Genomic DNA, 23,142 nt, shown 5'->3' with positions numbered 1-23,142 from the left:
GGGGAGCGACTCAGAGAGCGCCGACCTGCTTCGCGATCGACGACTTGCGGTTCGCGGCCTGGTTCTGGTGGATGACACCCTTGCTGGCGGCCTTGTCGAGCTTCTTTGACGCGACGAGGAGGGCCGAGGTGGCCTTGTCCTTGTCGCCAGCGGTGATCGCCTCGCGCGTCGCGCGGACGGCGGTCTTGAGCTCGCTCTTGACCGCGCGGTTGCGGTCCTGGGCCTTCTTGTTGGTGCCGATGCGCTTGATCTGCGACTTGATGTTTGCCACGTGAACTACTTTCTGGATTCTGTGTCTCGGACGGATGTGCGCCAGCCGAGCGACCGATCGACTCTCGTCGATCGACCCGGTGCTGCCGCCGGTGATGGCCACCGGAGCGGCTCTCGGCTGCGATCGCGTTCCGCCCGTGCAGACGTAACGCGTAAGCCAACAGGCAACGTTACCAGCAGGTGGCCCGAGTCTCAACGAACAGCCGTCGGGCGGCGCGCCGTGTCGTGCGTAGTACCGTGCCATCATGCCGCAGCTCGCCCCGCACATGACCTCCGTCCCCGCCTCCGGCATCCGTCGCGTCTTCGAGATCGCCGCCCAGCTCGACGACGTCGACATGCTCGTGATCGGCGAGCCCGACGTGCCCGTCGCCCGGCACATCGGCGACGCCGCCCGCCGGGCGTGGTCCGAAGACCGCACGAACTACACGCCGAACGGCGGCATCGCGCCGCTGCGCGAGGCGCTGGTCGCGAAGCTCGCCCGCGAGAACGACATCCACGTCGACGTCGAGCAGGTCTGGGTGACGATCGGCGGCACGCAGGCGCTGCACCAGACCATGGGTCTGCTGCTCGCCGCCGGCGACGAGGTGCTCGTGCCCGACCCGGGCTACACGACCTTCACGATGAACGCCCACATGCTCGACGCGGTCCCGGTGCCCTACACGCTCGCCCCCGCCGCCGACTTCGTGCCCGACATCGACGAGCTCGACCGGCTGGTCGGCGACCGCACGCGCGCGATCGTGGTCAACTCGCCCTCCAATCCGCTCGGCGTCGTGTACTCGGAAGAGACCCTGGTGCGCCTCCTCGACTTCGCCCGCCGGCACGACCTCTGGGTGATCAGCGACGAGGTCTACGAGTACTTCACCTACGGGTCGAAGCACATCAGCCTCGCCTCGCTCGATCACGACGACCGCGTCTTCAGCGTCTTCTCGCTGAGCAAGACCTACGCCATGACCGGTGTCCGGGTCGGCTACCTCGTGACCCCGAAGGGGCTGGCCGACACGATGCGGACGGTGCAGGAGGCGCAGATCAGCTGCGTCGCCGAACCCGACCAGCACGCGGCCCTCGCGGCCGTCGTGGGCGATCATCAGCCGGTCGCCGACGCCCGCGACCACTACCGCCAGAACCTCGAGCTCGCGACGTCCCTGCTCGACGAGCGGGGCATCCGCTACCTCGAGCCGACCGGCGCCTTCTACCTCTGGATCGACATGTCGCACGCCTCCGGCGGGGACGTGGCCTCGTGGGCCGAGCGGCTGCTGCTGACCGAACGCGTGGCCGTCGCGCCGGGCAGCGCCTTCGGCCGGAGCGGCGAGGGCTGGATCCGCGTCTGCCTCGCGACGGAGCCCGAGGTGCTCACCCGCGGCCTGTCGAAGCTCCCGGCGCCGATCGCCTAGACCCGGTTTCCCGCCCCGGCGTGGGAGAATCGACGCGCCCCCCGCCCAACACCCCCTGAGGATCGTGTGAGCCCCCTAGCCTCCCGTGCACTGCAACCGGCGTCGACACCGCCCGCGTCGCTCCGCAACTTCTGCATCATCGCCCACATCGACCACGGCAAGTCGACCCTGGCCGACCGCATGCTGGGCATCACCGGCGTCGTCGAAGACCGCGCGATGCGCGCCCAGTACCTCGACCGCATGGACATCGAGCGCGAGCGCGGCATCACGATCAAGAGCCAGGCCGTCCGCATGCCATGGGAGCGCAACGGCGAGACCTTCGCCCTCAACATGATCGACACCCCTGGGCACGTCGACTTCAGCTACGAGGTCAGCCGATCGCTGGCGGCCTGCGAGGGCGCGATCCTGCTCGTCGACGCGGCGCAGGGCATCGAGGCTCAGACGCTTGCGAACCTCTACCTCGCCCTCGAGAACGACCTCGAGATCATCCCCGTCCTGAACAAGATCGACCTCCCCGCCGCCGACCCCGAGAAGTACGCGGCCGAGCTGGCCGGTCTGATCGGCGGCGACCCCGACGACGTCCTGCGGGTCAGCGGCAAGACGGGCATGGGCGTCGAAGAGCTGCTCGACCGCGTCGTCGACCGCATCCCGTCGCCGACAGGAGACTTCGACGCCTCGCCCCGCGCCATGATCTTCGACTCGGTCTACGACAGCTACCGCGGGGTCGTGACCTACATCCGCATGATCGACGGCACGCTGAACCCGCGCGAGAAGGTCCAGATGATGTCGACGAAGTCGACGCACGAGATCCTCGAGATCGGCGTCTCGTCGCCCGAGCCCACGCCGAGCCAGGGGCTCTCGGTCGGCGAGGTCGGCTACCTCATCACCGGCGTCAAAGACGTGCGGCTCTCGAAGGTCGGCGACACCGTCACCACGGCGGCGAAGCCCGCGACGGAGGCGCTGGCCGGCTACGTCGAGCCCCTCCCGATGGTCTACTCGGGCCTCTACCCGATCGACGGCAGCGACTACCCCGACCTCCGCGAGGCGCTCGACAAGCTGAAGCTGTCGGACGCCGCGCTGGTCTACGAGCCCGAGACGTCCGTCGCGCTCGGCTTCGGCTTCCGCTGCGGGTTCCTGGGTCTGCTGCACCTCGAGATCATCACCGAGCGCCTCGAGCGCGAGTTCGGCCTCGACCTCATCACCACGGCCCCGAGCGTCGTCTACGAGGTCATGACCGACGACAAGAAGACCATCACAGTGACGAACCCGAGCGAGTTCCCCGGGGGCAAGATCGCGAGCGTCAGCGAGCCCATGGTGAAGGCCGCGATCCTGGCGCCGAAAGACTACGTCGGCGTCATCATGGAGCTCTGCCAGCAGCGCCGCGGCAATCTGCTCGGCATGGAGTACCTCGGCGAAGACCGTGTCGAGATCCGCTACTCGATCCCGCTCGGCGAGATCGTGTTCGACTTCTTCGACAGCCTCAAGTCGAAGACGGCCGGCTACGCGAGCCTCGACTACGAGCCCATCGGCGACCAGGAGGCGGACCTCGTCAAGGTCGACATCCTGCTGCAGGGCGAGACGGTCGACGCCTTCAGTGCGATCGTCCACCGCGACAAGGCGTACGCCTACGGGGTGCTGATGACCGGGCGCCTCCGCGAGCTGATCCCGCGTCAGCAGTTCGAGGTCCCCATCCAGGCCGCCATCGGAGCGCGCATCATCGCGCGCGAGAGCATCCGCGCCATGCGGAAGGACGTCCTCGCCAAGTGCTACGGAGGCGACATCTCGCGAAAGCGCAAGCTGCTCGAGAAGCAGAAGGAGGGCAAGAAGCGCATGAAGACCATCGGTCGCGTCGAGGTGCCGCAGGAGGCGTTCATCGCCGCGCTCTCGGGTGACACCGAGAAGAAAGACAAGAAGTAGTCGCATGAGACGCGCGACGTACACCGAGACCCGTACGACGTACGGCGAGGTCGGGGCCACGCAGGCCCCCGACCTGATGCAGTACCCGCCGACGGGCTTCACACCCGCCGAGTACCGCACCCGCGTCGGTCACGGCGACGCCCGGTTCGAGGCGGCCTGGATCGCGACGATGACCTGGCAGATCCAGCGCCGCAGCGGCATCGAGGTCCGGGTCGACGTCGTCCCGCCCCTCGAGGAGGGCGGCTACACGCCCGTCACCTTCGACGAGAACGGCGCACCCGTCGACCCGGCGCACTGGTCGCGCTCGCCCGACGAGGCGCGCTTCGCCCCCGACGGCACGCCCCTGCTCACGGCCGGGACGACCGCGACGCTCACCATCGAGGCCTACGGGCGCAAGGTGGAGGCGCCGGTCAGGGTGGTCTACGTGATCGACGAGCCCAAGCGCAAGGGATTCGCCTACGGCACCCTCGACGGGCACCCCGAGAGCGGCGAGGAGTCGTGGATCGTCGATCAGACCGACGACGGCTCGGTCTGGCTCTCGATCCGCTCGTTCTCGCGTCCGTCGTCGCTCCGCTGGAAGCTCGTCGAGCCGTTCATGAAGCGCACGCAGGCCCTGTACACGCGTCGCTACCTCCGGGCGCTGTCGATCAGCGAGCCCGGCCCCGAGCCCGAGACGGACCTCGACGCGGCGGCGATCACGGCTGCCGAGTCGCCCGAGACCGCCCCCGAAGACCCGACCCTCCGTCGGCTGGACGACTGAGGGTGCCGAGCACCCTCCCGCTCGGTGACCCCGCACCCGTCGACGGCGGTCTCCCGTCGTCGGTCGTCGCGGGGGCCGACCAGCGCAACTTCGGCGTCTACCTGCACGTCCCGTTCTGCCGTGTCCGCTGCGGCTACTGCGACTTCAACACGTACACCGGCGACGAGCTGCGCGGCGCCAAGCGCGACGACTACGCCGGGCAGGCCGTCGCCGAGGTCGCGCTCGGTGGTCGCGTCCTCGCCGAGGCCGGTCTGCCGGCGCGACCCGCGTCGACCGTCTTCTTCGGCGGCGGTACGCCGACGATGCTGCCGCAGTCCGACCTGGCCGAGATGCTGCACGCGGTCGTCGACACCTGGGGTCTCGTCGACGGCGCCGAGGTGACCACCGAGGCGAACCCCGACAGCGTCGACGCCGACTACCTCCGGGCGCTCAAGGCGTCCGGCTTCACGAGGGTCAGCTTCGGCATGCAGTCGGCCGTGCCGAGCGTGCTGGCGACCCTCGAGCGCACCCACGACCCCGAGCGCATCCCGCTCGTCGTCGAGTGGGCTCGCGAGGCGGGCCTCGACGTCAGCCTCGACCTGATCTACGGCACCCCCGGCGAGACGCTCGACGACTGGAAGCGCTCCCTCGACGTCGCGATCGCGCAGCAGCCCGATCACCTCTCGGCGTACGCGCTCATCGTCGAGGACGGCACGAAGCTGGCCCGCCAGATCCGCCGCGGCGAGGTCGCGACGCCGGACGACGACCTCGCGGCCGACATGTACGAGGTGGCCGACGACCGCCTGGCGGCCGACGGCTACGACTGGTACGAGGTGAGCAACTGGTCGCGCGGAGTCGACCACCGCTCCCGGCACAATCTCGCCTACTGGCAGGGCCACGACTGGTGGGGGGTCGGCCCGGGCGCGCACAGCCACGTCGGGGGAGTCCGCTGGTGGAACGTCAAGCACCCGGCGGCCTACCAGCAGCGCATGGCGGCCGAGCAGTCGCCGGGCGCAGGCCGCGAGACCCTCGACGACGAGACGCGTCGGGTCGAGCGGGTCCTCCTCGGTGTCCGGATCCGCGAGGGGCTGCCGGTGTCCGAACTCGACGACGACGGTCGTCAGGCCGTCGCCGGGCTCATCGCCGACGGCTGGGTCGAGGGTCGCCCCGCCCTCCAGGGGCGTGTCGTGCTGACCCGCGAGGGCCGCCTCATGGCCGACGCGGTCGTCCGCCGACTCCTGCCGTCGTAGAGCGGGCCCCGTGACCGTCGCGAGCTCGACGGACGACGAAGGGCGCGCCTCCTTCGGGAGGTGCGCCCTTCGTTCGGTTCCGTGCCTCAGTTCTTGATGAACTCGAAGGTCAGCGGGTACTTGTAGTACTGGCCGCGGTTGGCGGCGACGGCGGCGATGATCGAGAAGATCACGATGACGACGCCGGCGGCGAAGCCGGTGATGGCCCCGATGATGATGACGCTGAGCAGACCCGACGCGACCAGCACGATGGCCATGGTGATCTGGAAGTTCAGGGCGGCACGGGTGTGCTCGCGGATGAACGGGCCGCGGTCCTTCAGGACGAGGTAGCCCACCAGTGCGGGGACGATCCAGAACAGGATGCCGCCGAGGTGGATCAGCGTCGCCCAGAGCTTCTCGTCCTCCGGACGCATCGGCGGGACGGACGGCTGCCCCTGGTGACCGTAGGGCGGCTGGCCGTTCGGCTGCTGGCTGTAGGGCGGCTGGCCGTTCGGCTGCTGGCCGAAGGGCTGCTGGCCCGCGCGGGGGTCGTTCGGTTGCGAAGGAGGCATGTCGGTCATGGCCTCACCCTAGGGCAGACCACCCCGCGGGCCGTAGGGAGCTCCGGATGCCGAGTACGCCGGGTGTAGGTCGCGTGGCGCACGTGACGTAGGATTGGCAGTCTGGTACGGCGAGTGCCAGACAGTCGGAAGAGAGGTGCGTCGTGGTCTCGGAACGCGGACTCGAAGTCCTCCGTGTCATCGTGCACGACTACGTCGCCTCCCGTGAGCCCGTCGGCTCGAAGTCGATCGTCGAGCGGCACCAGTTCGGCGTGTCGGCCGCGACGATCCGCAACGACATGGCCCTCCTCGAAGAGGAGAAGCTGATCACGGCGCCTCACACGTCGTCGGGCCGGGTCCCGACCGACAAGGGCTACCGCCTCTTCGTCAACGAGCTGGCCGATCTGCGTCCGCTCACCTCGGCGCAGCGTCAGGCCATCGAGACGTTCCTCGGCGACTCGACCGATCTCGACGAGGTCCTCGGGCGCACGGTCCGACTCCTCTCGCAGCTGACCAACCAGGTCGCGCTCGTGCAGTACCCCTCGTTCTCGCGGGCACGCGTGCGGCACATCGAGCTGGTCAGCCTCGGCGAGACGCGGGTGATGACCGTCCTCATCACCGACAGCGGCCAGGTCGAGCAGCGCCTGATCGATCTGCCCACGCCCGTCGACGAGGTGTTCCTCTCCGAGCTGCGGGCGTCGGTCAACGCCGTCGTCGGGGGCGCCGCGCTCAGCGACGCCGCCCGATCGCTCAGCGACCTGCCGGAGCGCTTCCGGCCCGACCTCGCGGCCATCGTGCGTCGCGTCGTCGCGAGCCTCGTCGAACAGCTGGCCGCGGGCCGCCAGGACCGTCTCGTCATGTCGGGCGCGGCGAATCTCGTCCGTACCGGCGACGACTTCAGCGGCAACCTCTATCCTGTGCTCGAGGCCATCGAAGAACAGGTCGCGCTGCTCCGGCTCTTCGGCGAGATGCAACTCGACGCCGTCGACGTGGTGGCCAGCATCGGTCGCGAGAACGCCTCGTTCGGGCTCGCGCAGACCTCGGTCCTGGCGAGCGGCTACACCTCGTCGGGCAGCGAGATCGCCCGCATCGGCGTGCTCGGCCCCCTGCGGATGGACTACTCGTCGAACATGGCGGCCGTCCGCGCGGTGGCCCGCTACCTGTCGTCGACCCTCGCCGAGCGCTGAGACCCGACCCGCGCCTCCTCGGCCTCCCCTTCTTCCCCCACCTTCCAGCTACGACACCAAGAGGTAGACGAAACAAGTGGCAGATCATTACGACGTGCTCGGAGTCGACCGGTCGGCGACGCCCGAAGAGATCAAGAAGGCGTACCGCAGACTCGCCCGCGAGCTGCACCCCGACGTGAACCCGAGCGCCGACGCGTCCGAGCGCTTCAAAGACGTCACGCACGCCTACGACGTCCTGAGCGACCCGCAGCAGCGCGAGCGCTACGACCTCGGCCCGCAGGCCGGGTTCGGCGGCGGGGGCGGCGGCGGGGCCGCGGGCTTCGGCGACATCTTCGACGCGTTCTTCGGCGGCGGAGGCGGCGGTCAGCGGCAGGGTCCGCGATCGCGGCGCGAGCGCGGTCAAGACGCGCTGCTGCGCCTCGAGGTCGAGCTCGACGACATCGTCTTCGGAACGCAGCGCGACATCGAGGTCGACACGGCCGTGCTCTGCGAGACCTGCAACGGCTCGTGCTGCGCGCCCGGCACCTCGCCCCAGACCTGCGACATCTGCAACGGATCGGGTCAGATCCAGCGCACCGTCCGCTCGCTGCTCGGCAACGTCATGACGTCGAGCCCGTGCGGCACCTGCCGCGGCTACGGCACGGTCATCCCCAACCCGTGCGCCACCTGCCAGGGGCAGGGTCGCGTCCGTGCGCGCCGCACCATCCCGATCGACATCCCCGCGGGCGTCGACACGGGTCTCCGACTGCAGCTGCCCGGTCAGGGCGAGGTCGGCCAGGCCGGCGGGCCGAACGGCGACCTCTACCTCGAGGTCAAGGTCAAGCACCACGACACCTACAGCCGCGACGGCGACGACCTGCTGGCGACGCTCGAGGTGCAGATGGCCGACGCGATCCTCGGCACGTCGACGACGCTGACCGGCATCGACGGCGAGGTCGAGCTCGAGATCAAGCCCGGCACCCAGAGCGCCGACATCATCACCATCCGCGACCGCGGCATCACCAAGCTGCGCGGCACCGGCCGAGGCGACCTGAAGATCGGCGTCCAGGTGGTGACCCCGACCAAGCTCAGCCACAAAGAGCGCGAGCTCATCGAGAAGTTCGCGTCGGGTCGACGCGGTCAGGGGCCCGAGCTGTCGCAGTTCCAGCAGGGGCTGTTCGGCAAGCTGCGCGACCGGTTCCTGAACTTCTGATCGTGGCGCACTCGTACCTCGTCGAGTCGCTCGACGACGCGTCGGTCGGCGGCGACGTCGTCCTGACCGGCGCGGAGGCGCGGCATGCGGTGACCGTCAGCCGCCTGCGGGTGGGCGATCCGCTCCGGGTCGGCAACGGTCGAGGGCTCGTCGCCGAGGGGATCGTGCAGGAGGCGCGGGCCGACCGCGTCGTCATGCTCACGGAGTCCGTCGCGCACCACCCGCGCCCCGTGGTGACGCTCGGTCTCGTGCAGGCCCTCGCCAAGGGGGACCGCGACGAGCTCGCCGTCCAGGCGGCGACGGAGCTCGGGGTCGACGAGGTCGTGCCCTGGGCGGCTGCGCGCAGCGTCTCGCGCTGGGAGGGCCCCAAGGTCGAGAAGGGGCTGACCCGGTGGCGCGCCATCACCCGCGAGGCCACCAAGCAGGCCGTCCGCGCCTGGGGCCCCGAGGTCGGCGGCCTCGCCACGACGAAGGCGATCGCGGCCCGGGCCGGCGACGCGCGCGTGCTCGTGCTCGAGCCGAGCGCCGAGGTCGCGCTCTCCGCGGTCGACCTGACCGGCGCCTCCTCGGTGCTGGTGGTGGTCGGGCCCGAGGGCGGCATCTCGCCCGGCGAGCTCGAGACGCTCGCGGCCGCGGGGGCGACCCCGGTGCGGCTGGGAGACTCCGTGCTGCGCACGTCGACCGCCGGGCCGGCGGCGATAGCGGTGCTCAGCGTTCGGCTCGGGCGCTGGTAGGCCTGCGGCCGGCGGTTCATGTGCCTGCGGCGGCGCCGGTGGCCGTGCCTGCGGCTCCGGCCGTCCCCGCGACCGGCGAAGTGTCGGGGGCCGCCGGTACGATGGCGTCCATGTCCGATCAGCAGAACTCCGACGCCGAGCCGAGCGTCTTCAGCCGCATCGTCTCGCGTGAGATCCCCGCAGACATCGTCTTCGAGAACGACCGGCTCATCGCCTTCCGAGACATCCAGCCCCAGGCGCCGGTGCACCTCCTGGTCGTCCCCAAGACGTCGTCGTACCGAGACGTCGTCGAGCTCGCGGCGGGCGATCCCGCCCTCCTCGCCGAGCTCGTCTCGACCGCGTCCGCCCTCGCCGCCGACCCGGCGGTGTTCCGTGATGGCGAGGGTCGACGGTTCGACGGTTCGTCGTTCCGCCTGATCTTCAACACCGGCGAGTCCGCCGGCCAGACCGTTTTCCACGTCCACGCCCACGTCCTGGGCGGCCCCCTCCAGGAAGGCACCCTTGCCCACTAGCGACACTCGCCCCTCCGAGCCCCGCGGCGACGAGGCCGCCGACATCGTCCGCGTCGACATGCAGGTCGACGGCGTCGCCATGGTGCAGCTTCTCGGTCCGCAAGACCGCCTGCTCAAGACCGTCGAGAAGCAGTACCCCGAGGTGCGCGTGCTCGTCCGAGGCAACGAGGTCGTGCTCGAGGGCCCCGCAGACCAGGTCCGCCGTGCGCGCGGCCTGGTCGACGAGCTCGTGGCCATGGTGCGAGGCGGGCACGATCTCGCCCCCGCCGAGGTCGAGACCTCCGCACGGGTGCTCGACGCCGGTCAGAGCACGCCCTCCGCCATGTTCGGCGACCCCATCGTGTCGGGCAAGGGCAAGCCGATCCGCGCCAAGACCCCCGGTCAGCGCGAGTACGTGGACGCGATCGACGAGCACACGATCACGTTCGGCATCGGTCCGGCCGGCACCGGCAAGACCTACCTGGCGATGGCGAAGGCGGTGCAGGCGCTTCAGCGCCGCGAGGTGCAGCGCATCATCCTCACCCGGCCGGCGGTCGAGGCGGGCGAGCGGCTCGGGTTCCTCCCCGGCACGCTGACCGACAAGATCGACCCGTACCTCCGGCCGCTCTACGACGCCCTCAACGAGATGATGGACCCTGAGATCGTGCCCAAGCTGCTCGCAGCGGGCACCGTCGAGGTGGCGCCGCTGGCGTACATGCGCGGGCGCACCCTGAACGACGCCTTCGTCGTGCTCGACGAGGCCCAGAACACCACCCCCGAGCAGATGAAGATGTTCCTGACCCGACTCGGCTTCGGCTCGAAGATGGTCATCACGGGCGATGTGACCCAGATCGACCTGCCCACCGGGGCGAGCGGCCTCCAGCTCGTCACGCGGGTGCTCGACCGGATCGACGACATCCACTTCTCCAGGCTGACCAGCGACGACGTCGTGCGGCACACCCTCGTGGGTCGCATCGTCGACGCGTACACGACGTTCGACGCCGAGCGGCAGGCGCAGCAGTTCGCCCGCTCCGAGAACCGTCCGTCCGAGAGAGGAACCCGATGAGCATCGAGGTCAACAACGAGTCGGGTGTCGAGGTCGACGAGGCCGCCATCCAGCGTCTGGCGACGTTCGCGCTCGATCAGATGCACGTCCACCCCGAGGCCGAGCTCGCGATCGTCTTCGTCGACGAGGCCGCGATGGAGCAGCTGCACGTCCAGTGGATGGACGAACCCGGCCCCACCGACGTCCTCAGCTTCCCGATGGACGAACTGCGGCCCGGCACCGAAGAGGACCCGACCCCGGCCGGTCTGCTCGGCGACATCGTGGTCTGCCCGCAGGTCGCCGTCGCCCAGGCGGCGACCGCGGGTCACAGCCCCCTCGACGAGATGCAGCTGCTGACCTGCCACGGCATCCTCCACCTGCTCGGCTTCGATCACGCCGAACCGGACGACGAGCGCGAGATGTTCGGTCTGCAACGCGAGATCCTCGCCGCCTTCGCCGGCGCAGACGAGCGGCGGTGACCCGGTGATGGTCACCGTGTTCGTCATCGTGGCCGTCGTCCTGGTGGTCGCCGGCGGTCTCCTCGCCGCCATCGACTCCGCACTCGGCGTCCTCAGCAGGGCCGATCTGACCGACGAGGCCGACCAGTCGCCGCGCAGTCGCACGGCGCTGCTGGCGATCGCGGTCGACACCGGTGCGCACGTCAACGCCGTCAACTTCGTCCGGGTCGTCGCCGAGACGTCCGCCGCGGTCCTGGTGTCACTGGCCTTCGCCTTCAGCGTCGACCGCTGGTGGGTGGCGCTGCTGCTCTCCGCTCTCATCATGACCGTGGTGTCCTTCGTGCTCGTCGGCTCCAGCCCGCGCAGCGTCGGAAGGGCGCACGCGCGCGGTCTGGTCGTCGCGACGGCGGGGTTCGTGCGCCTCGTGCGAGTGGTGCTCGGCCCCGTCGCCGACGCGCTCGTCGCCGTCGGCAACCGCGTCACCCCGGGTCGTCCGGCCAGCTCGTCGTTCTCGTCCGAAGAGCAGCTGCTCAGCATGGTCGACGAGGCGACCGAGCTCGACGTGCTCGAAGAGGACGACCGCGAGCTCATCCACTCGATCTTCGAGTTCAGCGACACCGTCGTCCGAGAGGTCATGGTTCCCCGCACCGACATGGTCACCATCGAGGCGACGGCCACCGTCGGCTCCGCGATGAGTCTGTTCCTCGGTCGCGGCGTCTCCCGGGTGCCCGTCGTCGGTCGCGACAACGACGACGTCGTGGGCGTCGTCTACCTCCGCGATCTCGCCCGTCGGCTGCACGAGCACGTGGGCGACGACGACGCCCTCGTCGGCTCCCTCGCGCGGCCCGCGGCGTTCGTGCCCGAGTCGAAGAAGGCCGACGACACCCTGCGGCAGATGCAGCTCGACAAGAACCACCTCGCGATGGTCGTCGACGAGTACGGCGGGATCGCCGGCCTGGTGACCCTCGAAGACCTCATCGAGGAGCTCGTGGGCGACATCAGCGACGAGTACGACCGCGAGGTCGCACCGCACCGCGAGGTGGCCGACGGCGTCTTCCGCGTCAGCGCCCGCATGCCCGTCGACGAGCTCGGCGACCTCTTCGGCCTCGACCTCGACGACGACGACGTCGACTCGGTCGGCGGACTGCTCACCAAGACGCTCGGGCGACTGCCCGAGAAGGGGTCCGTCGTGACCGTCTCCGGGCTGACTCTGACGGCCGACCGCACCGAGGGGCGCCGACACGACCTCCAGACGGTCCTCGTCGAACGGAACACGGTCGTCGCCTCCGACGGCACGGGTCCGATCTCCGGCCTCGACGAGCACGACCCCGACCTCACCCCGCACCGCATCTCGAACCGCTCCGCGAAGGAATCCGCATGACGACCCCCGACGACCCGACACAGGCCATCGATCCCACCAGGCCCGAGCCCGGCTCGAACTACCGGGCGGGCTTCGTCTCGTTCGTCGGTCGCCCCAACGTCGGGAAGTCCACGCTGACGAACGCTCTGGTCGGTCAGAAGGTCGCGATCACCTCCTCCAAACCGCAGACGACCCGTCGAGCGATCCGAGGCATCGTCCACCACGCCGACGGTCAACTGGTGCTCGTCGACACCCCGGGCATGCACCGACCCCGCACCCTGCTCGGCGAGAGACTCAACGACGTGGTGCAGACGACCCTCGGCGACGTCGACGTGATCGGCTTCTGCGTGCCCGCCGACGAGAAGATCGGACCCGGCGACAAGTACATCAACGAGCAGCTCGACGCGTTCCCGCGGGCCAAGAAGGTGGCCATCGTCACCAAGGTGGACACGACCTCCCGGCCGGCGGTGGCAGAGCAGCTCCTCGCCGTCAGCCGTCTCCGCGACTGGGAGGCCATCATCCCGCTGTCGGCCGTCACCGACGTTCAGCTCGACGTCCTCGCGACGGAGCTGATCAAGCTGATGCCCCGATCGCAGCCGCTCTACCCCTCCGACGCGGTCACCGAGGAGGGACTCGAGGATCGCGTCGCGGAGTACGTCCGTGAGGCGGCGCTCGAGGGCGTCCAAGACGAGCTGCCGCACTCGCTGGCCGTCACGATCGACGACATGGTCGAGCGCGACGACAAAGACCTGCTCGAGATCTACGCGAACCTCTTCGTCGAGCGCGACAGCCAGAAGGCGATCGTCATCGGCAAGGGCGGTCAGCGCCTCCGCGAGGTGGGCGAACGGGCCCGCGCCCAGATCGAGCCGCTCGTCGGCAAGCAGGTGTTCCTGTCGATCCGGGTCAAGGTCGCCAAAGACTGGCAGCGCGACCCGAAGCTGCTCGGGCGCCTCGGTTTCTGATCCGAGGTCCCTCCACAGGATGACCCGCCTCCGTCGCCCGTCGCGAGGTCCGTGCGCCCGCTCGTGAAGCGACCCGATGGGCCGTACGGTAGTCCCGTGCTCTTCCGTCGCCTCGCCCCTTACCAGCTGGTGGTGGACGCCGCGTCGGGGGTCGTGCTCTTCGGTGCGGCGCTGTTCATCTCCAACGACTCGTTCACCGGCGTCGTGGCTCTGGGTCTCGCCGTGGCCCTCGCCGTGCGCCGCTTGTCGCCGAGTCTCGCTCTCTCGATCGCCTGGGTGGTCGCCATCGGCGAGATGCTCGCGCGGACGACCCCCGACGTCAGCAACATCGCCATCTGCGTGATCCTCTACACGGTCGCCGCGTACGGCACCGACCGGCTCAAATGGCTCGGTCTGGTGTCGCTCGTGGTGGGCGCCGCCGTCGGCACGTTCTACCTGACCTTCGTGCAGACGACGATCTTCGGAGTCTCCTACGACGTGAGCGGCATCACGGACGTCGTCCGCATCATGCTGCAGGTCGGCATCACGTTCCTCGGGCTGCTCGCGCTGCTGGGGCTGCCGTGGGCCGGTGGACTGCTCGCCCGCTCGCGTTCCGCCGAGCGCACGAGCCGCGAGGCCCGCCTGGTCGCCGAACGCGAGACCATCCGCGCCGAGGGGGACGCCGCTCGGGCCGAGCGGGAGGCCGCCCGAGCCGAGCGCGACATCGCCGTCGAACAGGAGCGCAACCGGATCGCGCGTGACATGCACGACGTCGTGGCGCACTCCCTCGCGGTCGTCATCGCTCAGGCGGACGGCGCTCGGTACGCCGCCAAGGTCGACCCCACGAGCGTCGACGATGCACTGACGACCATCGCCTCGACCGCTCGAGAGGCGCTCGGCGACGTGCGCGTCCTGCTCGGGCAGCTCCGCCACAGCCAGGGTGAGGCGCCGCAGCCCGCCCTCGGCGATCTCGACAGGCTGCTCGAGCAGATGCGCGCCTCCGGCCTGCGCATCGACCACCGGGTCGTCGGCGAGCCCCAGCAGCTCGGGACGAACCGGCAGCTGGCCGTCTTCCGCATCGTGCAGGAGTCGCTGACGAACGTGCTGCGGCACGGGGCGGTCGACGAGGTCGTCGAGCTGGTCTTCGACTGGCGGTACGAGTCCCTCCACCTGCTCATCAGCAACGTTGTGCGGCCCCTCACCCGTCCGGTGCCCACGACGCCATCCGGCGAAGAGCGCCGTGGCGGCCACGGACTCGACGGCATGCGCGAGCGCGCGACGCTCGCCGGCGGTTCGCTCACGACCCAGAACGCCGACGGCCGCTTCGTCGTCCACGCCATCGTGCCGACCTCGGCACTCACACAAGAAGTAGGTCTCGCCCGGTGACTCCCACGCCCATCCGCGTCGCGCTCGTCGACGACCAGGCTCTGTTCCGTGCCGGCATCAAGATGCTCGTGGGGTCGCAGCCCGACCTGGTCTTCGTCGGCGAGGCGAGCAACGGCGAAGAGGGCGTGGCCATGGTGGCCGAGACCTCGCCCGACGTGGTCCTCATGGACATCCGCATGCCCGTCATGGACGGCATCGCCGCGACGTCGGCCGTGCTGGCCCAGGCCGAGCAGGCCGTCCGCAAGCCCCCGCGCATCATCGTCCTCACGACCTTCGACCTCGACGAGGCCGCGACCAGGGCGATCCGAGGAGGCGCGAGCGGCTTCGTCCTGAAAGACGCCGATCCCGAGTTCCTCCTCGCCGCCATCCGCACCGTCCACTCGGGCAACGCCGTCATCGCCGCCTCGGCCACCCGGGAGCTCTTCGAGCACTTCGACGGCCGCGGCTCCCGCGCCGTGCCCGAGGCGTTCCGCTCCCTGACGACCCGCGAGCGGGACATCTTCGATCTCGCATCCCGCGGCCTCAGCAACTCCGAGATCGCCACGCGAGAGTTCCTCAGCGAGGCCACCGTCAAGACGCACATCAGCCGGGTCCTGTCGAAGCTGTCGCTGCGCGACCGCGTGCAGCTCGTCGTCTACGCCTACGAGCACGGCCTGACGAAGTGACGGCCTCGAGACCGGGGCGGCGGGCGGACCATCGCGCGCCTCCTCGGTCTCTCCGATCCGGGCGGCGGTGCTAGCCTCGACCTGTGCTGTTCGGTCTGCTCCTCCTTAGCTGCCGCGACGAGTCCTAGCCCAGGCCTCCCTCGTCGCGGAGTTCGTCGTCGGCTGACCAACGAAGCGCTGACACTGTCGGCAAGCCCAGGAGCTCGAGACCATGAAGAACACCCAGACCGCGTCGGCCATGCCGATCCACAAGTACCGCCCGTTCCACGAGCAGTTCGCCGTCGACCTGCCCGACCGCACGTGGCCGTCCGCCCGCATCACCGAGGCTCCGCGCTGGTGCGCCGTCGACCTCCGCGATGGCAATCAGGCGCTGATCGACCCGATGAGCCCCGAGCGCAAGCGCATCATGTTCGATCTGCTGGTCGGCATGGGCTACAAGGAGATCGAGGTCGGGTTCCCCAGCGCCTCGCAGACCGACTTCGACTTCGTGCGCAGCCTGATCGACGAGGGCGCGATCCCCGACGACGTCACGATCCAGGTGCTGACCCAGGCACGAGAGCACCTCATCGCGCGCACCTACGAGTCCATCGCCGGGGCGAAGCAGGCGATCGTGCACCTGTACAACTCGACCAGCGCCCTGCAGCGCGACGTCGTGTTCCGCACCGACCGGCAGGGTGTCATCGACATCGCGCTGGAGGGCGTCCGGCTGTGTCTCGAAGCCGAGAAGAGCATCCCGCAGACCGCGGTCTTCTACGAGTACTCGCCCGAGAGCTACACGGGAACCGAGCTCGACTTCGCCCTCGACATCTGCAACCAGGTCATCGAGGCCTTCGACGCGACGCCCGCTCGGCCCGTGATCATCAATCTGCCGGCCACCGTCGAGATGGCGACCCCGAACGTGTACGCCGACTCGATCGAGTGGATGCACCGCCGTCTCGCGCGCCGCGACAGCGTCATCCTGTCGCTGCACCCGCACAACGACCGCGGCACCGGGATCGCCGCCGCCGAGCTGGGGTACCTCGCCGGCGCGGACCGCATCGAGGGGTGCCTCTTCGGCAACGGCGAGCGGACGGGCAACGTGGACCTCGTCGCGCTGGGCATCAACCTGTTCACGCAGGGGATCGACCCGCAGATCGACTTCAGCGATCTCGACATGGTCAAGCGCACCGCCGAGCACTGCAACCAGCTGCCCGTCCACGAGCGGAGCCCGTGGGCCGGCGACCTGGTCTACACGGCGTTCTCCGGATCGCATCAGGACGCTATCAAGAAGGGCTTCGAGGCGATGGCCGCCGAGGCCGAGGCCGCCGGCGTATCGGTCGACGAGCTGCCCTGGGCCGTGCCGTATCTGCCGGTCGACCCGAAAGACCTCGGTCGCAGCTACGAGGCGGTCATCCGCGTCAACTCGCAGTCGGGCAAGGGCGGCGTCGCCTATCTGCTGAAGGCCGACCACGCGATCGATCTGCCCCGCAAGCTGCAGATCGAGTTCAGCGGCGTCGTCCAGGCGCGCACGGACGAAGAGGGCGGTGAGATGACCAGCGCGAACATCTGGTCGATCTTCCGCGACGAGTACCTGCCGGCCGACGCCACCGACGACAAGTGGGGCCGTTTCGAGCTCACCCGAACCCGCACGTCGAGCGACCTGACCGGTGAGACCGCGCTCGACGTCGACCTGCGCATCGGTGACGACGTCGAGTCGACCACGGGACGAGGCACGGGGCCGATCGCCGCGTTCATCTCCGTCCTCGAGGCGCACGGAGTCGGCGTCAAGCTGTACGACTACGTCGAGCACACGCTCAGCGCGAGCGGCGACGCGCAGGCCGCGGCCTACGTCGAGCTGGACGTCGACGGGACGCGCCTCTGGGGCGTGGGCATCGACGCCGACATCTCGACGGCGTCGCTCAAGGCGATCGTCTCGGCGGTGAACCGTGCGCTCCGCGGCGTCGAGGCACGCCAGCTCGCCTCCGCCTGAGTCGCCGACTCCTCCGCCGCCGCACCGCTCGTCGTCGGCTCACCCTTCCGTCGCACGCTCCCGTGTCGGCAACTCCTGCTTCCTGCGGATGCACCGCCCCGTACGGTGGCCCTGCGGCTGGATCGCTGCACGGAGCAGGAGTTGCCGGCGCGTGGGCCCGCCCTGAGGATGCGCCGCACGGGGCTGCGGCACGACGCGCCGGCCTGCTCAACGGTCGGCCACGGTCGGCAACTCCTGTCGTCTGCGGTCGAGACGCCGACACGCCGAGGTGCTGACGCCGGCCGACGCGAGGAGCAGGAGTTGCCGACGCAGCGGGGTGGCTGGGCCGGGAGGCGGTGAGAGGAGGCGCGGGCCGGCGCGGGGCACCGGGTCACCGGGACGAGCCGGCGGGGGGCACCGGGGGCGAGGCGGCGAGGGGTGGCGGGGCGAGGCGGCGCGGGGCCGCGGGGGGACCGGCGGGCCCCGGGCCTCAGCGGGGGCGGCGCCAGCGCGGCAGCCGGCTGAGGGCGCGCTGCTCGGGCAGCGTCCACCCGAACCGCACCGCGAGCATGCGGATGACCAGCGTCACCGAGGTGCCCACGACGGCGGCGACGGCGACGGGGGCGCCGAAGCTCACGGCGACGACGAGCACTCCGGTGCCCGCGGCGGCCGCGACCGCGTAGAGCGACCCCACGTGCATCATCGCGATCGTGAGGTTCATCAGGAGGTCGCGCAGCACCGACCCGCCCACGGCGGCGATCACCCCCACGAACACGGCGGGGATCTCCGGAATCCCCATGGCGAGCGCCTTGGTCGACCCGATGGCGCCCAGCAGCCCGATCGTGAGGGCGTCCAGCACCGTGATGACACCCGCCAGCCGGTCGAAGACGCGTTGCAGCGCCATGCCGAGGATCGCCGCCAGCACGGCCACCAGCAGGTACCAGTTGCTCGACATGGCGCGGGGCACGACGCCGAGCAGCACGTCGCGCAGCACGCCGCCGCCGAGCCCGGTCGCGATGCCGATGATGGCGACGCCGAGTAGATCGAGACGTCGGTCTTTGAACTCGGAGGCGAACATGGCGCCCTGCAGGCTCCCGATGCCCACCGCGAGAAGATCCACCCACAGAGGTACGGCGAAGGCTGTGGCGTGCATCCGACGTTTGTACCACGCGGGGGATACTGGAGGGGTGCCCGTCTACCGCGATGAATGCGTCATCCTGCGCACCCACAAGCTGGGCGAGGCCGACCGCATCCTCACGATGCTCAGCCGCAACCACGGCAAGATCCGGGCCGTCGCGAAGGGCGTCCGCCGCACGGCCTCGAAGTTCGGCGCCCGTCTCGAGCCGATGATGGTCGCCGACCTGCAGCTCTACGAGGGCCGTTCGCTCGACATCGTGCAGCAGGCCGAGTCGCTGGGCTCGTACGGGGCGGTGATCGCGGGCGACTACGCGAGCTACACGGCGGGCAGCGTCATGGTCGAGACCGCCGACAAGCTGACGGAGGCCGAGGCGGGTCTGCAGCAGTACCTCCTGCTCGTGGGTGCGCTCCGGTCGTTGTCGCGCTCCGAGCACGCGCCGCAGCTGACGCTCGACTCGTACCTCCTCCGGGCGCTGAGCGTGGCGGGATGGTCGCCCAGCTTCGGCGACTGCGCGGTCACGGGCGCGCCGGGGCCGCATTCGGCGTTCGTCGTGCAGCTGGGCGGGGTGGTGGCGGACGACCACGCGCCTCCGGGGTCTCCGAGATTGACCCAGGAGGCGCTGGCCCTGTTGTCGGCACTGCTCACGGGAGACTGGGCGGTCGCCGACGCCGCGCCCGAGGGCACGCGCAACCAGGCCAGCGGCGTCGTGGCGGCGTACACCCAGTGGCATCTCGAACGGGGACTCCGTTCGCTCCAGCACGTCGATCGCGAGCCGGCGAGAGCCGCCGTGACCGCCTCGGCCCCGACGGGCCGGACCCCGCTCCCAGGAGGGCATCCGTGAAGAAGACGCACCGCGACGCGGCCGACTACCGACCCCTCGACTGGACGGGCGTCCACCCTCCCGAGCTGCCGAAGGGCGCCGTGCCCGAGCACGTGGCCATCGTCATGGACGGCAACGGTCGCTGGGCGAACGGCAGGGGCCTGACCCGGGTGGAGGGCCACAAGGCGGGCGAGATGTCGCTGCTCGACGTCGTCGCCGGGGCGATCCAGATGGGCGTCAAGCACCTCAGCGTCTACGCGTTCTCGACCGAGAACTGGAAGCGCTCGCCCGACGAGGTGCGGTTCCTGATGGGCTTCAACCGCGACGTCCTGCACAGGAGGCGCGACCAGCTCAACGCGTGGGGCGTCCGTGTCCGCTGGGCCGGCCGCAGACCCCGGCTCTGGGGCTCGGTGATCAAGGAGCTCCAGTACGCGGAGGAGCTGACCCGCGGCAACGACGTGCTGACCCTCACGATGTGCGTCAACTACGGCGGTCGCACGGAGATCGCGGACGCCGTCCGCGCCATCGCCGAAGACGTCGCCGCCGGTCGCGTCAAGCCGTCCGGCGTGAGCGAGAAGCTGATCCAGAAGCACCTCTACACGGCCGACCTGCCCGACGTCGATCTCTTCGTCCGCAGCTCGGGCGAGCAGCGGACCAGCAACTTCCTGCTCTGGCAGTCGGCCTACGCCGAGATGGTGTTCCTCGACCGGCTGTGGCCCGACTTCACGCGCACCGACCTGTGGGAGGCCGTCACGACCTACGCGGCCCGGTCACGGCGCTTCGGCGGGGCGATCGACGCGCCGACCGCCTGACGCCCGGCGCGCGGACCGCCCGTCCTCAGAACTGGATGTTCGCGCCCAGGAAGATCCGCTCCGCCGGCCAGAGGAACTGCAGCGTCAACGGCCCGTCGGCGTCGCGGTGGAACCACGCGTTGGCGAACACGACGGACTCGCCCGGCAGCAGGTACCAGGTCGCCGCATCGGCGGGGAACTGCGCGTCGAGCTCGGTCTCGTAGCCGAGGCCGGTGAGCAGGTCGCGGCCCGCGAAGACGTCCTGGGTGGCGAGGTCGTTGCCGTACGACGAGTAGTCGGCGCTGAGATCGGTGAGGTCGAGACGCTGCTGCGAGTTGTTCGTCAGCACGTAGGCGGTCGCGACGACCTCGGTGCCGGTCGGGTACGGGTCGGTGCCGTCGGGCCGGGCGTAGATCGACGGCGCCTCCGTCGTGAGGCGGCCCACGTCGTAGATGTAGATCGTCAGGTCGCTGTAGTTGACCTGGTTCAGCAGCGTGCCGCCGGGCGCGAGGTCGTCGGGTGCGGAGCCGCCGCCGGTGCCGGGCGCCCCGGTGACCTGAGGCTGCGGGGGAGCCGTCGCCGCGCCTCCGGAGGGTCCGCCGCCGACCGGCTCGAGCGAGTCGAGGTCGGCGAAGCAGCCGGTCAAGGCCACGAGCGTGGTGACGACCACGGCCGCCGAGGCGAGCACTCTTCTCCGCACGTGCAGACACCTTCCCGAAGTCGTCCGGTCAGCCTAACCCGCGTCCGATCGGGGTCCGCTCAGGGCGGTGAGACCGTGGAGGCGCGGGTCGAGAGCCGCGATCGCCCCGGTGAGCGCGCGGACGCTGGGCACCCGTCGGGCACCGGGCCGATGCACGACGGCGATGCGCCGCCCCATCTGGTCGGGCAGGTCGACCACGCGGACGGCGCTCGGCAGCGCCGCGGCCTGCAGCGAGAGCCTCGGCAGCAGGGCCACGCCCATGCGGGCGGCGACGAGCCCGAGCACGGCCAGAGCGTTGTCGGTCTCCAGCACGATCTCGGGCGCGAATCCCTCGGCGGCGCAGGTCGCGAGGAGGTGCCCGCGGCACCGGGGGCAGCCGCCGATCCACCGCTCGTCGGCGAGGTCGGCGAAGGGCGATCCGTCGGCGAACGGGTGGTCGGCGGGCAGCACCAGTACGGTGCGGTCGAGGTACACGTCGCGTTCGCTGAGCCCCTCGAGATCGCGGCCGGCGACGGTCGACCCGGGGTGGCTGAAGACCAGCGCGACGTCGGCCGTGCCGTCGCGGAGCGCCGCGAGGGCCTCGGGCGGCTCGGCCTCGACGTAGGTCACCTGCAGACCCGGATGCTCGTGCCGCAGTCGCGCGAGCACGTCGGGCACGATGGTCGAGGAGGCGCTGGGGAACCCCGTCAGTCGCACGCGCCCCGAGGCGGCCCCGCCGAGCCGGTCGAGCTCCTGCCGGGCGGCGTCGAGGGCGGCCTGCACGTGCACGGCGTGCTCGGCGAGACGGGCGCCGGCCTCGGTCAGGGTGACGCCGCGTCCCGTGCGGAGCACCAGCGGGTGCCCGACACGGGTCTCGGCGCGGCGCAGGTGCTGACTCACGGCGGGCTGGCTGTAGCCCAGCCGGGCGGCCGCGGCGGTGATCGTGCCCGTGTCGGCCAGGGCCCGCACCACGCGGAGCGTCTGCAGATCGAGGTCGTCGCTCATGCCTGAACCATAACCCGCGGTTATGCGATCGACACGATGTCGGTGGTTGTCGTGGGGCTAAGGGGGAGGAGTCTGGGGGCATGACCGACTCGACCCGCTCTTCCTGGTCGCCCGCTCTCGTCGAGGCGACGCGGTCGTTCGCGCCCCGCACCGGCTACCTCGCGGCCTGCACGATGGGTCTGCCCATGCGCGCGACGCTCGAGGCCCAGCGCCTCGACCTCGAGTCGTGGCGGACGGGCGGCACCTCGCCGATCGAGTACGGAGCGATCGTCGAGGAGGCGCGGGTCGCCTACGCCGCGCTCGTCGCCGTCCCCGCCGCTCGCGTCGCCATCGGCTCCCAGACCTCGGCGATGGTCGCCGTCGTCGCAGCCGCCGTGCCCGACGGCGCGGAGGTGCTCTGCGTCGACGGCGACTTCAGCTCGATGGTCTTCCCCTTCCTGCAGCAGAGGCATCGCGGGGTGCGGGTGCGGAGCGTCCCGCTCGCCGAGCTCGCGTCGTCGGTCTCGGCGGCGACCTGGCTGGTGGCCTGGTCGGCGATCCAGTCGGCGACGGGCGCCGTGGCCGACGACCGGGCCATCGTCGCCGCGGCGGGGCGGCACGGTGCGCTCACGCTCTGCGACACGACCCAGGCCGCGGGGGTGCTGCCGATCGACGCCGGGCGGTACGACCTGACGGTGTGCCACGGGTACAAGTGGCTGTGCAGTCCGCGAGGGGCGGCGTTCCTGACGGTGTCCGAGAGCGCCGCGCCGCGCCTCCGGCCGGTCCAGGCGGGGTGGTACGCGGGGGAGTCGGTCTGGGGGTCGTGCTACGGGCCGACCATGGAGCTCGCGTCGGACGCCCGCGCGTTCGACGTGTCGCCGGCCTGGCCCGCGTGGGTCGGGGCTCTGCCGGCGCTGCGGGCCCTCGCGTCGCTCGACACGGCCGAGGTCTGGCGCCGCGCCTCCGGCCTGGGCGATCTGCTCTGCGACCGACTCGACCTCCCGCGGCAGGGCCAGGCGATCGTCACCTGGGTGGACCCGGGGGCCGACCTCGTGTCGCTCGCCGCGGCGGGGCTGACGGCGTCGGGGCGCGCCGGTCGGGTGCGGATCGCGTTCCACCTCTGGAACGACGAGGAGGACGTCGAGGCGGTCGTGCGGGCGCTCCGCGCCTGAGGGGCGGCGGCTAGAGTTGCCGGGTACCTCGGCCGACCGGGCATC

General features: G+C 70.6%; 23 protein-coding genes. 18 read left to right on the top strand and 5 right to left on the bottom strand.

Annotated features, from left to right (window positions below):
• Nucleotides 1–10: 10 nt before the first annotated feature.
• Nucleotides 11–271: a 30S ribosomal protein S20 gene (gene rpsT / locus ACZZY9_RS02440; protein ID WP_192057967.1), complete on the bottom strand. Its 261-nt coding sequence runs from the start codon at nt 269–271 to the stop codon at nt 11–13.
• A gap of 244 nt (nt 272–515) precedes the next feature.
• On the opposite strand from rpsT, the gene ACZZY9_RS02435 reads away from it, so the two are divergent.
• The 4 genes from ACZZY9_RS02435 to hemW all read left to right on the top strand — a co-directional run bounded on the left by ACZZY9_RS02435 (nt 516) and on the right by hemW (nt 5,567).
• Nucleotides 516–1,661: a pyridoxal phosphate-dependent aminotransferase gene (locus ACZZY9_RS02435; protein ID WP_463462842.1), complete on the top strand. Its 1,146-nt coding sequence runs from the start codon at nt 516–518 to the stop codon at nt 1,659–1,661.
• Nucleotides 1,662–1,727: 66 nt separating this feature from the next.
• Entirely contained in the window at nt 1,728–3,578 is a 1,851-nt protein-coding gene (lepA, locus tag ACZZY9_RS02430; RefSeq protein ID WP_192057963.1) for a translation elongation factor 4, read from the top strand.
• A gap of 4 nt (nt 3,579–3,582) precedes the next feature.
• On the top strand, nt 3,583–4,338 hold the full coding sequence (locus ACZZY9_RS02425) for a DUF1990 family protein (protein WP_463462841.1): 756 nt from the start codon (nt 3,583–3,585) through the stop codon (nt 4,336–4,338).
• 2 nt (nt 4,339–4,340) lie between these two features.
• Nucleotides 4,341–5,567: a radical SAM family heme chaperone HemW gene (gene hemW / locus ACZZY9_RS02420; RefSeq protein WP_463462840.1), complete on the top strand. Its 1,227-nt coding sequence runs from the start codon at nt 4,341–4,343 to the stop codon at nt 5,565–5,567.
• 86 nt (nt 5,568–5,653) lie between these two features.
• On the opposite strand, the gene ACZZY9_RS02415 is transcribed toward hemW, so the two are convergent.
• On the bottom strand, nt 5,654–6,127 hold the full coding sequence (locus ACZZY9_RS02415) for a DUF4870 domain-containing protein (RefSeq protein WP_463462839.1): 474 nt from the start codon (nt 6,125–6,127) through the stop codon (nt 5,654–5,656).
• A 143-nt stretch (nt 6,128–6,270) separates the two neighbouring features.
• Here ACZZY9_RS02415 and hrcA point away from each other — a divergent pair, with 143 nt between their 5' ends.
• The 11 genes from hrcA (at nt 6,271) to leuA (ending at nt 17,534) form a co-directional block, all read left to right on the top strand.
• Nucleotides 6,271–7,293 (top strand): heat-inducible transcriptional repressor HrcA, encoded by a 1,023-nt coding sequence (gene hrcA, locus ACZZY9_RS02410; protein WP_463462838.1) that lies wholly within the window; start codon nt 6,271–6,273, stop codon nt 7,291–7,293.
• 76 nt (nt 7,294–7,369) lie between these two features.
• Nucleotides 7,370–8,485, top strand: a complete 1,116-nt coding sequence (gene dnaJ / locus ACZZY9_RS02405) for a molecular chaperone DnaJ (RefSeq protein ID WP_192057953.1) — start codon at nt 7,370–7,372, stop codon at nt 8,483–8,485.
• 2 nt (nt 8,486–8,487) lie between these two features.
• Nucleotides 8,488–9,219, top strand: a complete 732-nt coding sequence (locus ACZZY9_RS02400) for a 16S rRNA (uracil(1498)-N(3))-methyltransferase (RefSeq protein ID WP_463462837.1) — start codon at nt 8,488–8,490, stop codon at nt 9,217–9,219.
• A gap of 110 nt (nt 9,220–9,329) precedes the next feature.
• The gene (locus ACZZY9_RS02395; RefSeq protein ID WP_463462836.1) at nt 9,330–9,731 is read left to right on the top strand and encodes a histidine triad nucleotide-binding protein; all 402 of its coding nucleotides are present in this window, start codon (nt 9,330–9,332) and stop codon (nt 9,729–9,731) included.
• A complete protein-coding gene (locus tag ACZZY9_RS02390; protein WP_463462835.1) occupies nt 9,721–10,776 on the top strand; it encodes a PhoH family protein in 1,056 nt (351 codons plus the stop codon). The genes ACZZY9_RS02395 and ACZZY9_RS02390 overlap by 11 nt, the downstream gene beginning before the upstream one ends.
• Complete coding sequence (gene ybeY / locus ACZZY9_RS02385; protein ID WP_192057945.1) at nt 10,773–11,234, top strand: rRNA maturation RNase YbeY; 462 nt, start codon at nt 10,773–10,775, stop codon at nt 11,232–11,234. The genes ACZZY9_RS02390 and ybeY overlap by 4 nt, the downstream gene beginning before the upstream one ends.
• Nucleotides 11,235–11,241: 7 nt before the next feature.
• Nucleotides 11,242–12,594 carry a hemolysin family protein gene (locus ACZZY9_RS02380; RefSeq protein WP_463462834.1) on the top strand — a complete coding sequence of 451 codons (1,353 nt, stop codon included), beginning with the start codon at nt 11,242–11,244 and terminating at the stop codon, nt 12,592–12,594.
• Nucleotides 12,591–13,535, top strand: a complete 945-nt coding sequence (era, locus tag ACZZY9_RS02375; protein ID WP_192057943.1) for a GTPase Era — start codon at nt 12,591–12,593, stop codon at nt 13,533–13,535. The genes ACZZY9_RS02380 and era overlap by 4 nt, the downstream gene beginning before the upstream one ends.
• A gap of 96 nt (nt 13,536–13,631) precedes the next feature.
• Nucleotides 13,632–14,900: a sensor histidine kinase gene (locus tag ACZZY9_RS02370; protein WP_463462833.1), complete on the top strand. Its 1,269-nt coding sequence runs from the start codon at nt 13,632–13,634 to the stop codon at nt 14,898–14,900.
• A complete protein-coding gene (locus ACZZY9_RS02365) occupies nt 14,897–15,565 on the top strand; it encodes a response regulator (protein ID WP_463462832.1) in 669 nt (222 codons plus the stop codon). Before ACZZY9_RS02370 ends, ACZZY9_RS02365 begins: the two co-directional genes overlap by 4 nt.
• Before the next feature lie 211 nt (nt 15,566–15,776).
• Nucleotides 15,777–17,534 (top strand): 2-isopropylmalate synthase, encoded by a 1,758-nt coding sequence (gene leuA, locus ACZZY9_RS02360; RefSeq protein ID WP_463462831.1) that lies wholly within the window; start codon nt 15,777–15,779, stop codon nt 17,532–17,534.
• A 469-nt stretch (nt 17,535–18,003) separates the two neighbouring features.
• On the opposite strand, the gene ACZZY9_RS02355 is transcribed toward leuA, so the two are convergent.
• Entirely contained in the window at nt 18,004–18,666 is a 663-nt protein-coding gene (locus tag ACZZY9_RS02355; RefSeq protein WP_192057937.1) for a trimeric intracellular cation channel family protein, read from the bottom strand.
• A 34-nt stretch (nt 18,667–18,700) separates the two neighbouring features.
• Here ACZZY9_RS02355 and recO point away from each other — a divergent pair, with 34 nt between their 5' ends.
• Together recO and ACZZY9_RS02345 are read left to right on the top strand one after the other, a co-directional pair.
• Nucleotides 18,701–19,492: a DNA repair protein RecO gene (recO, locus tag ACZZY9_RS02350; RefSeq protein WP_463462830.1), complete on the top strand. Its 792-nt coding sequence runs from the start codon at nt 18,701–18,703 to the stop codon at nt 19,490–19,492.
• Nucleotides 19,489–20,283 carry an isoprenyl transferase gene (locus tag ACZZY9_RS02345; RefSeq protein ID WP_463462829.1) on the top strand — a complete coding sequence of 265 codons (795 nt, stop codon included), beginning with the start codon at nt 19,489–19,491 and terminating at the stop codon, nt 20,281–20,283. The genes recO and ACZZY9_RS02345 overlap by 4 nt, the downstream gene beginning before the upstream one ends.
• A gap of 25 nt (nt 20,284–20,308) precedes the next feature.
• Here the strand turns inward: ACZZY9_RS02345 and ACZZY9_RS02340 are convergent, their stop codons facing one another.
• Both ACZZY9_RS02340 and ACZZY9_RS02335 read right to left on the bottom strand, forming a co-directional pair.
• Nucleotides 20,309–20,962 (bottom strand): hypothetical protein, encoded by a 654-nt coding sequence (locus tag ACZZY9_RS02340; RefSeq protein WP_463462828.1) that lies wholly within the window; start codon nt 20,960–20,962, stop codon nt 20,309–20,311.
• A gap of 33 nt (nt 20,963–20,995) precedes the next feature.
• Complete coding sequence (locus ACZZY9_RS02335) at nt 20,996–21,946, bottom strand: LysR family transcriptional regulator (RefSeq protein WP_463462827.1); 951 nt, start codon at nt 21,944–21,946, stop codon at nt 20,996–20,998.
• Between the two features lie 80 nt (nt 21,947–22,026).
• On the opposite strand from ACZZY9_RS02335, the gene ACZZY9_RS02330 reads away from it, so the two are divergent.
• A complete protein-coding gene (locus ACZZY9_RS02330; RefSeq protein ID WP_463462826.1) occupies nt 22,027–23,097 on the top strand; it encodes an aminotransferase class V-fold PLP-dependent enzyme in 1,071 nt (356 codons plus the stop codon).
• Nucleotides 23,098–23,142 lie beyond the last annotated feature (45 nt).

Source organism: Frigoribacterium sp. AC394 (assembly GCF_979258095.1).
The sequence above is the reverse complement of the archived record's forward strand: the minus strand, read 5'-3'. Positions and strand labels throughout refer to the sequence as shown.

Bases quoted from the DNA above. Each gene is read 5' to 3' on its own strand.
- ACZZY9_RS02435 (WP_463462842.1), top strand. From the start codon at position 516: ATGCCGCAGCTCGCCCCGCACATGACCTCCGTCCCCGCCTCCGGCATC.
- ACZZY9_RS02425 (WP_463462841.1), top strand. From the start codon at position 3,583: ATGAGACGCGCGACGTACACCGAGACCCGTACGACGTACGGCGAGGTC.
- ACZZY9_RS02415 (WP_463462839.1), bottom strand. From the start codon at position 6,127: ATGACCGACATGCCTCCTTCGCAACCGAACGACCCCCGCGCGGGCCAG.
- ACZZY9_RS02395 (WP_463462836.1), top strand. From the start codon at position 9,330: ATGTCCGATCAGCAGAACTCCGACGCCGAGCCGAGCGTCTTCAGCCGC.
- ybeY (WP_192057945.1), top strand. From the start codon at position 10,773: ATGAGCATCGAGGTCAACAACGAGTCGGGTGTCGAGGTCGACGAGGCC.
- ACZZY9_RS02380 (WP_463462834.1), top strand. From the start codon at position 11,242: ATGGTCACCGTGTTCGTCATCGTGGCCGTCGTCCTGGTGGTCGCCGGC.
- era (WP_192057943.1), top strand. From the start codon at position 12,591: ATGACGACCCCCGACGACCCGACACAGGCCATCGATCCCACCAGGCCC.
- leuA (WP_463462831.1), top strand. From the start codon at position 15,777: ATGAAGAACACCCAGACCGCGTCGGCCATGCCGATCCACAAGTACCGC.
- ACZZY9_RS02355 (WP_192057937.1), bottom strand. From the start codon at position 18,666: ATGCACGCCACAGCCTTCGCCGTACCTCTGTGGGTGGATCTTCTCGCG.
- ACZZY9_RS02335 (WP_463462827.1), bottom strand. From the start codon at position 21,946: ATGAGCGACGACCTCGATCTGCAGACGCTCCGCGTGGTGCGGGCCCTG.
- ACZZY9_RS02330 (WP_463462826.1), top strand. From the start codon at position 22,027: ATGACCGACTCGACCCGCTCTTCCTGGTCGCCCGCTCTCGTCGAGGCG.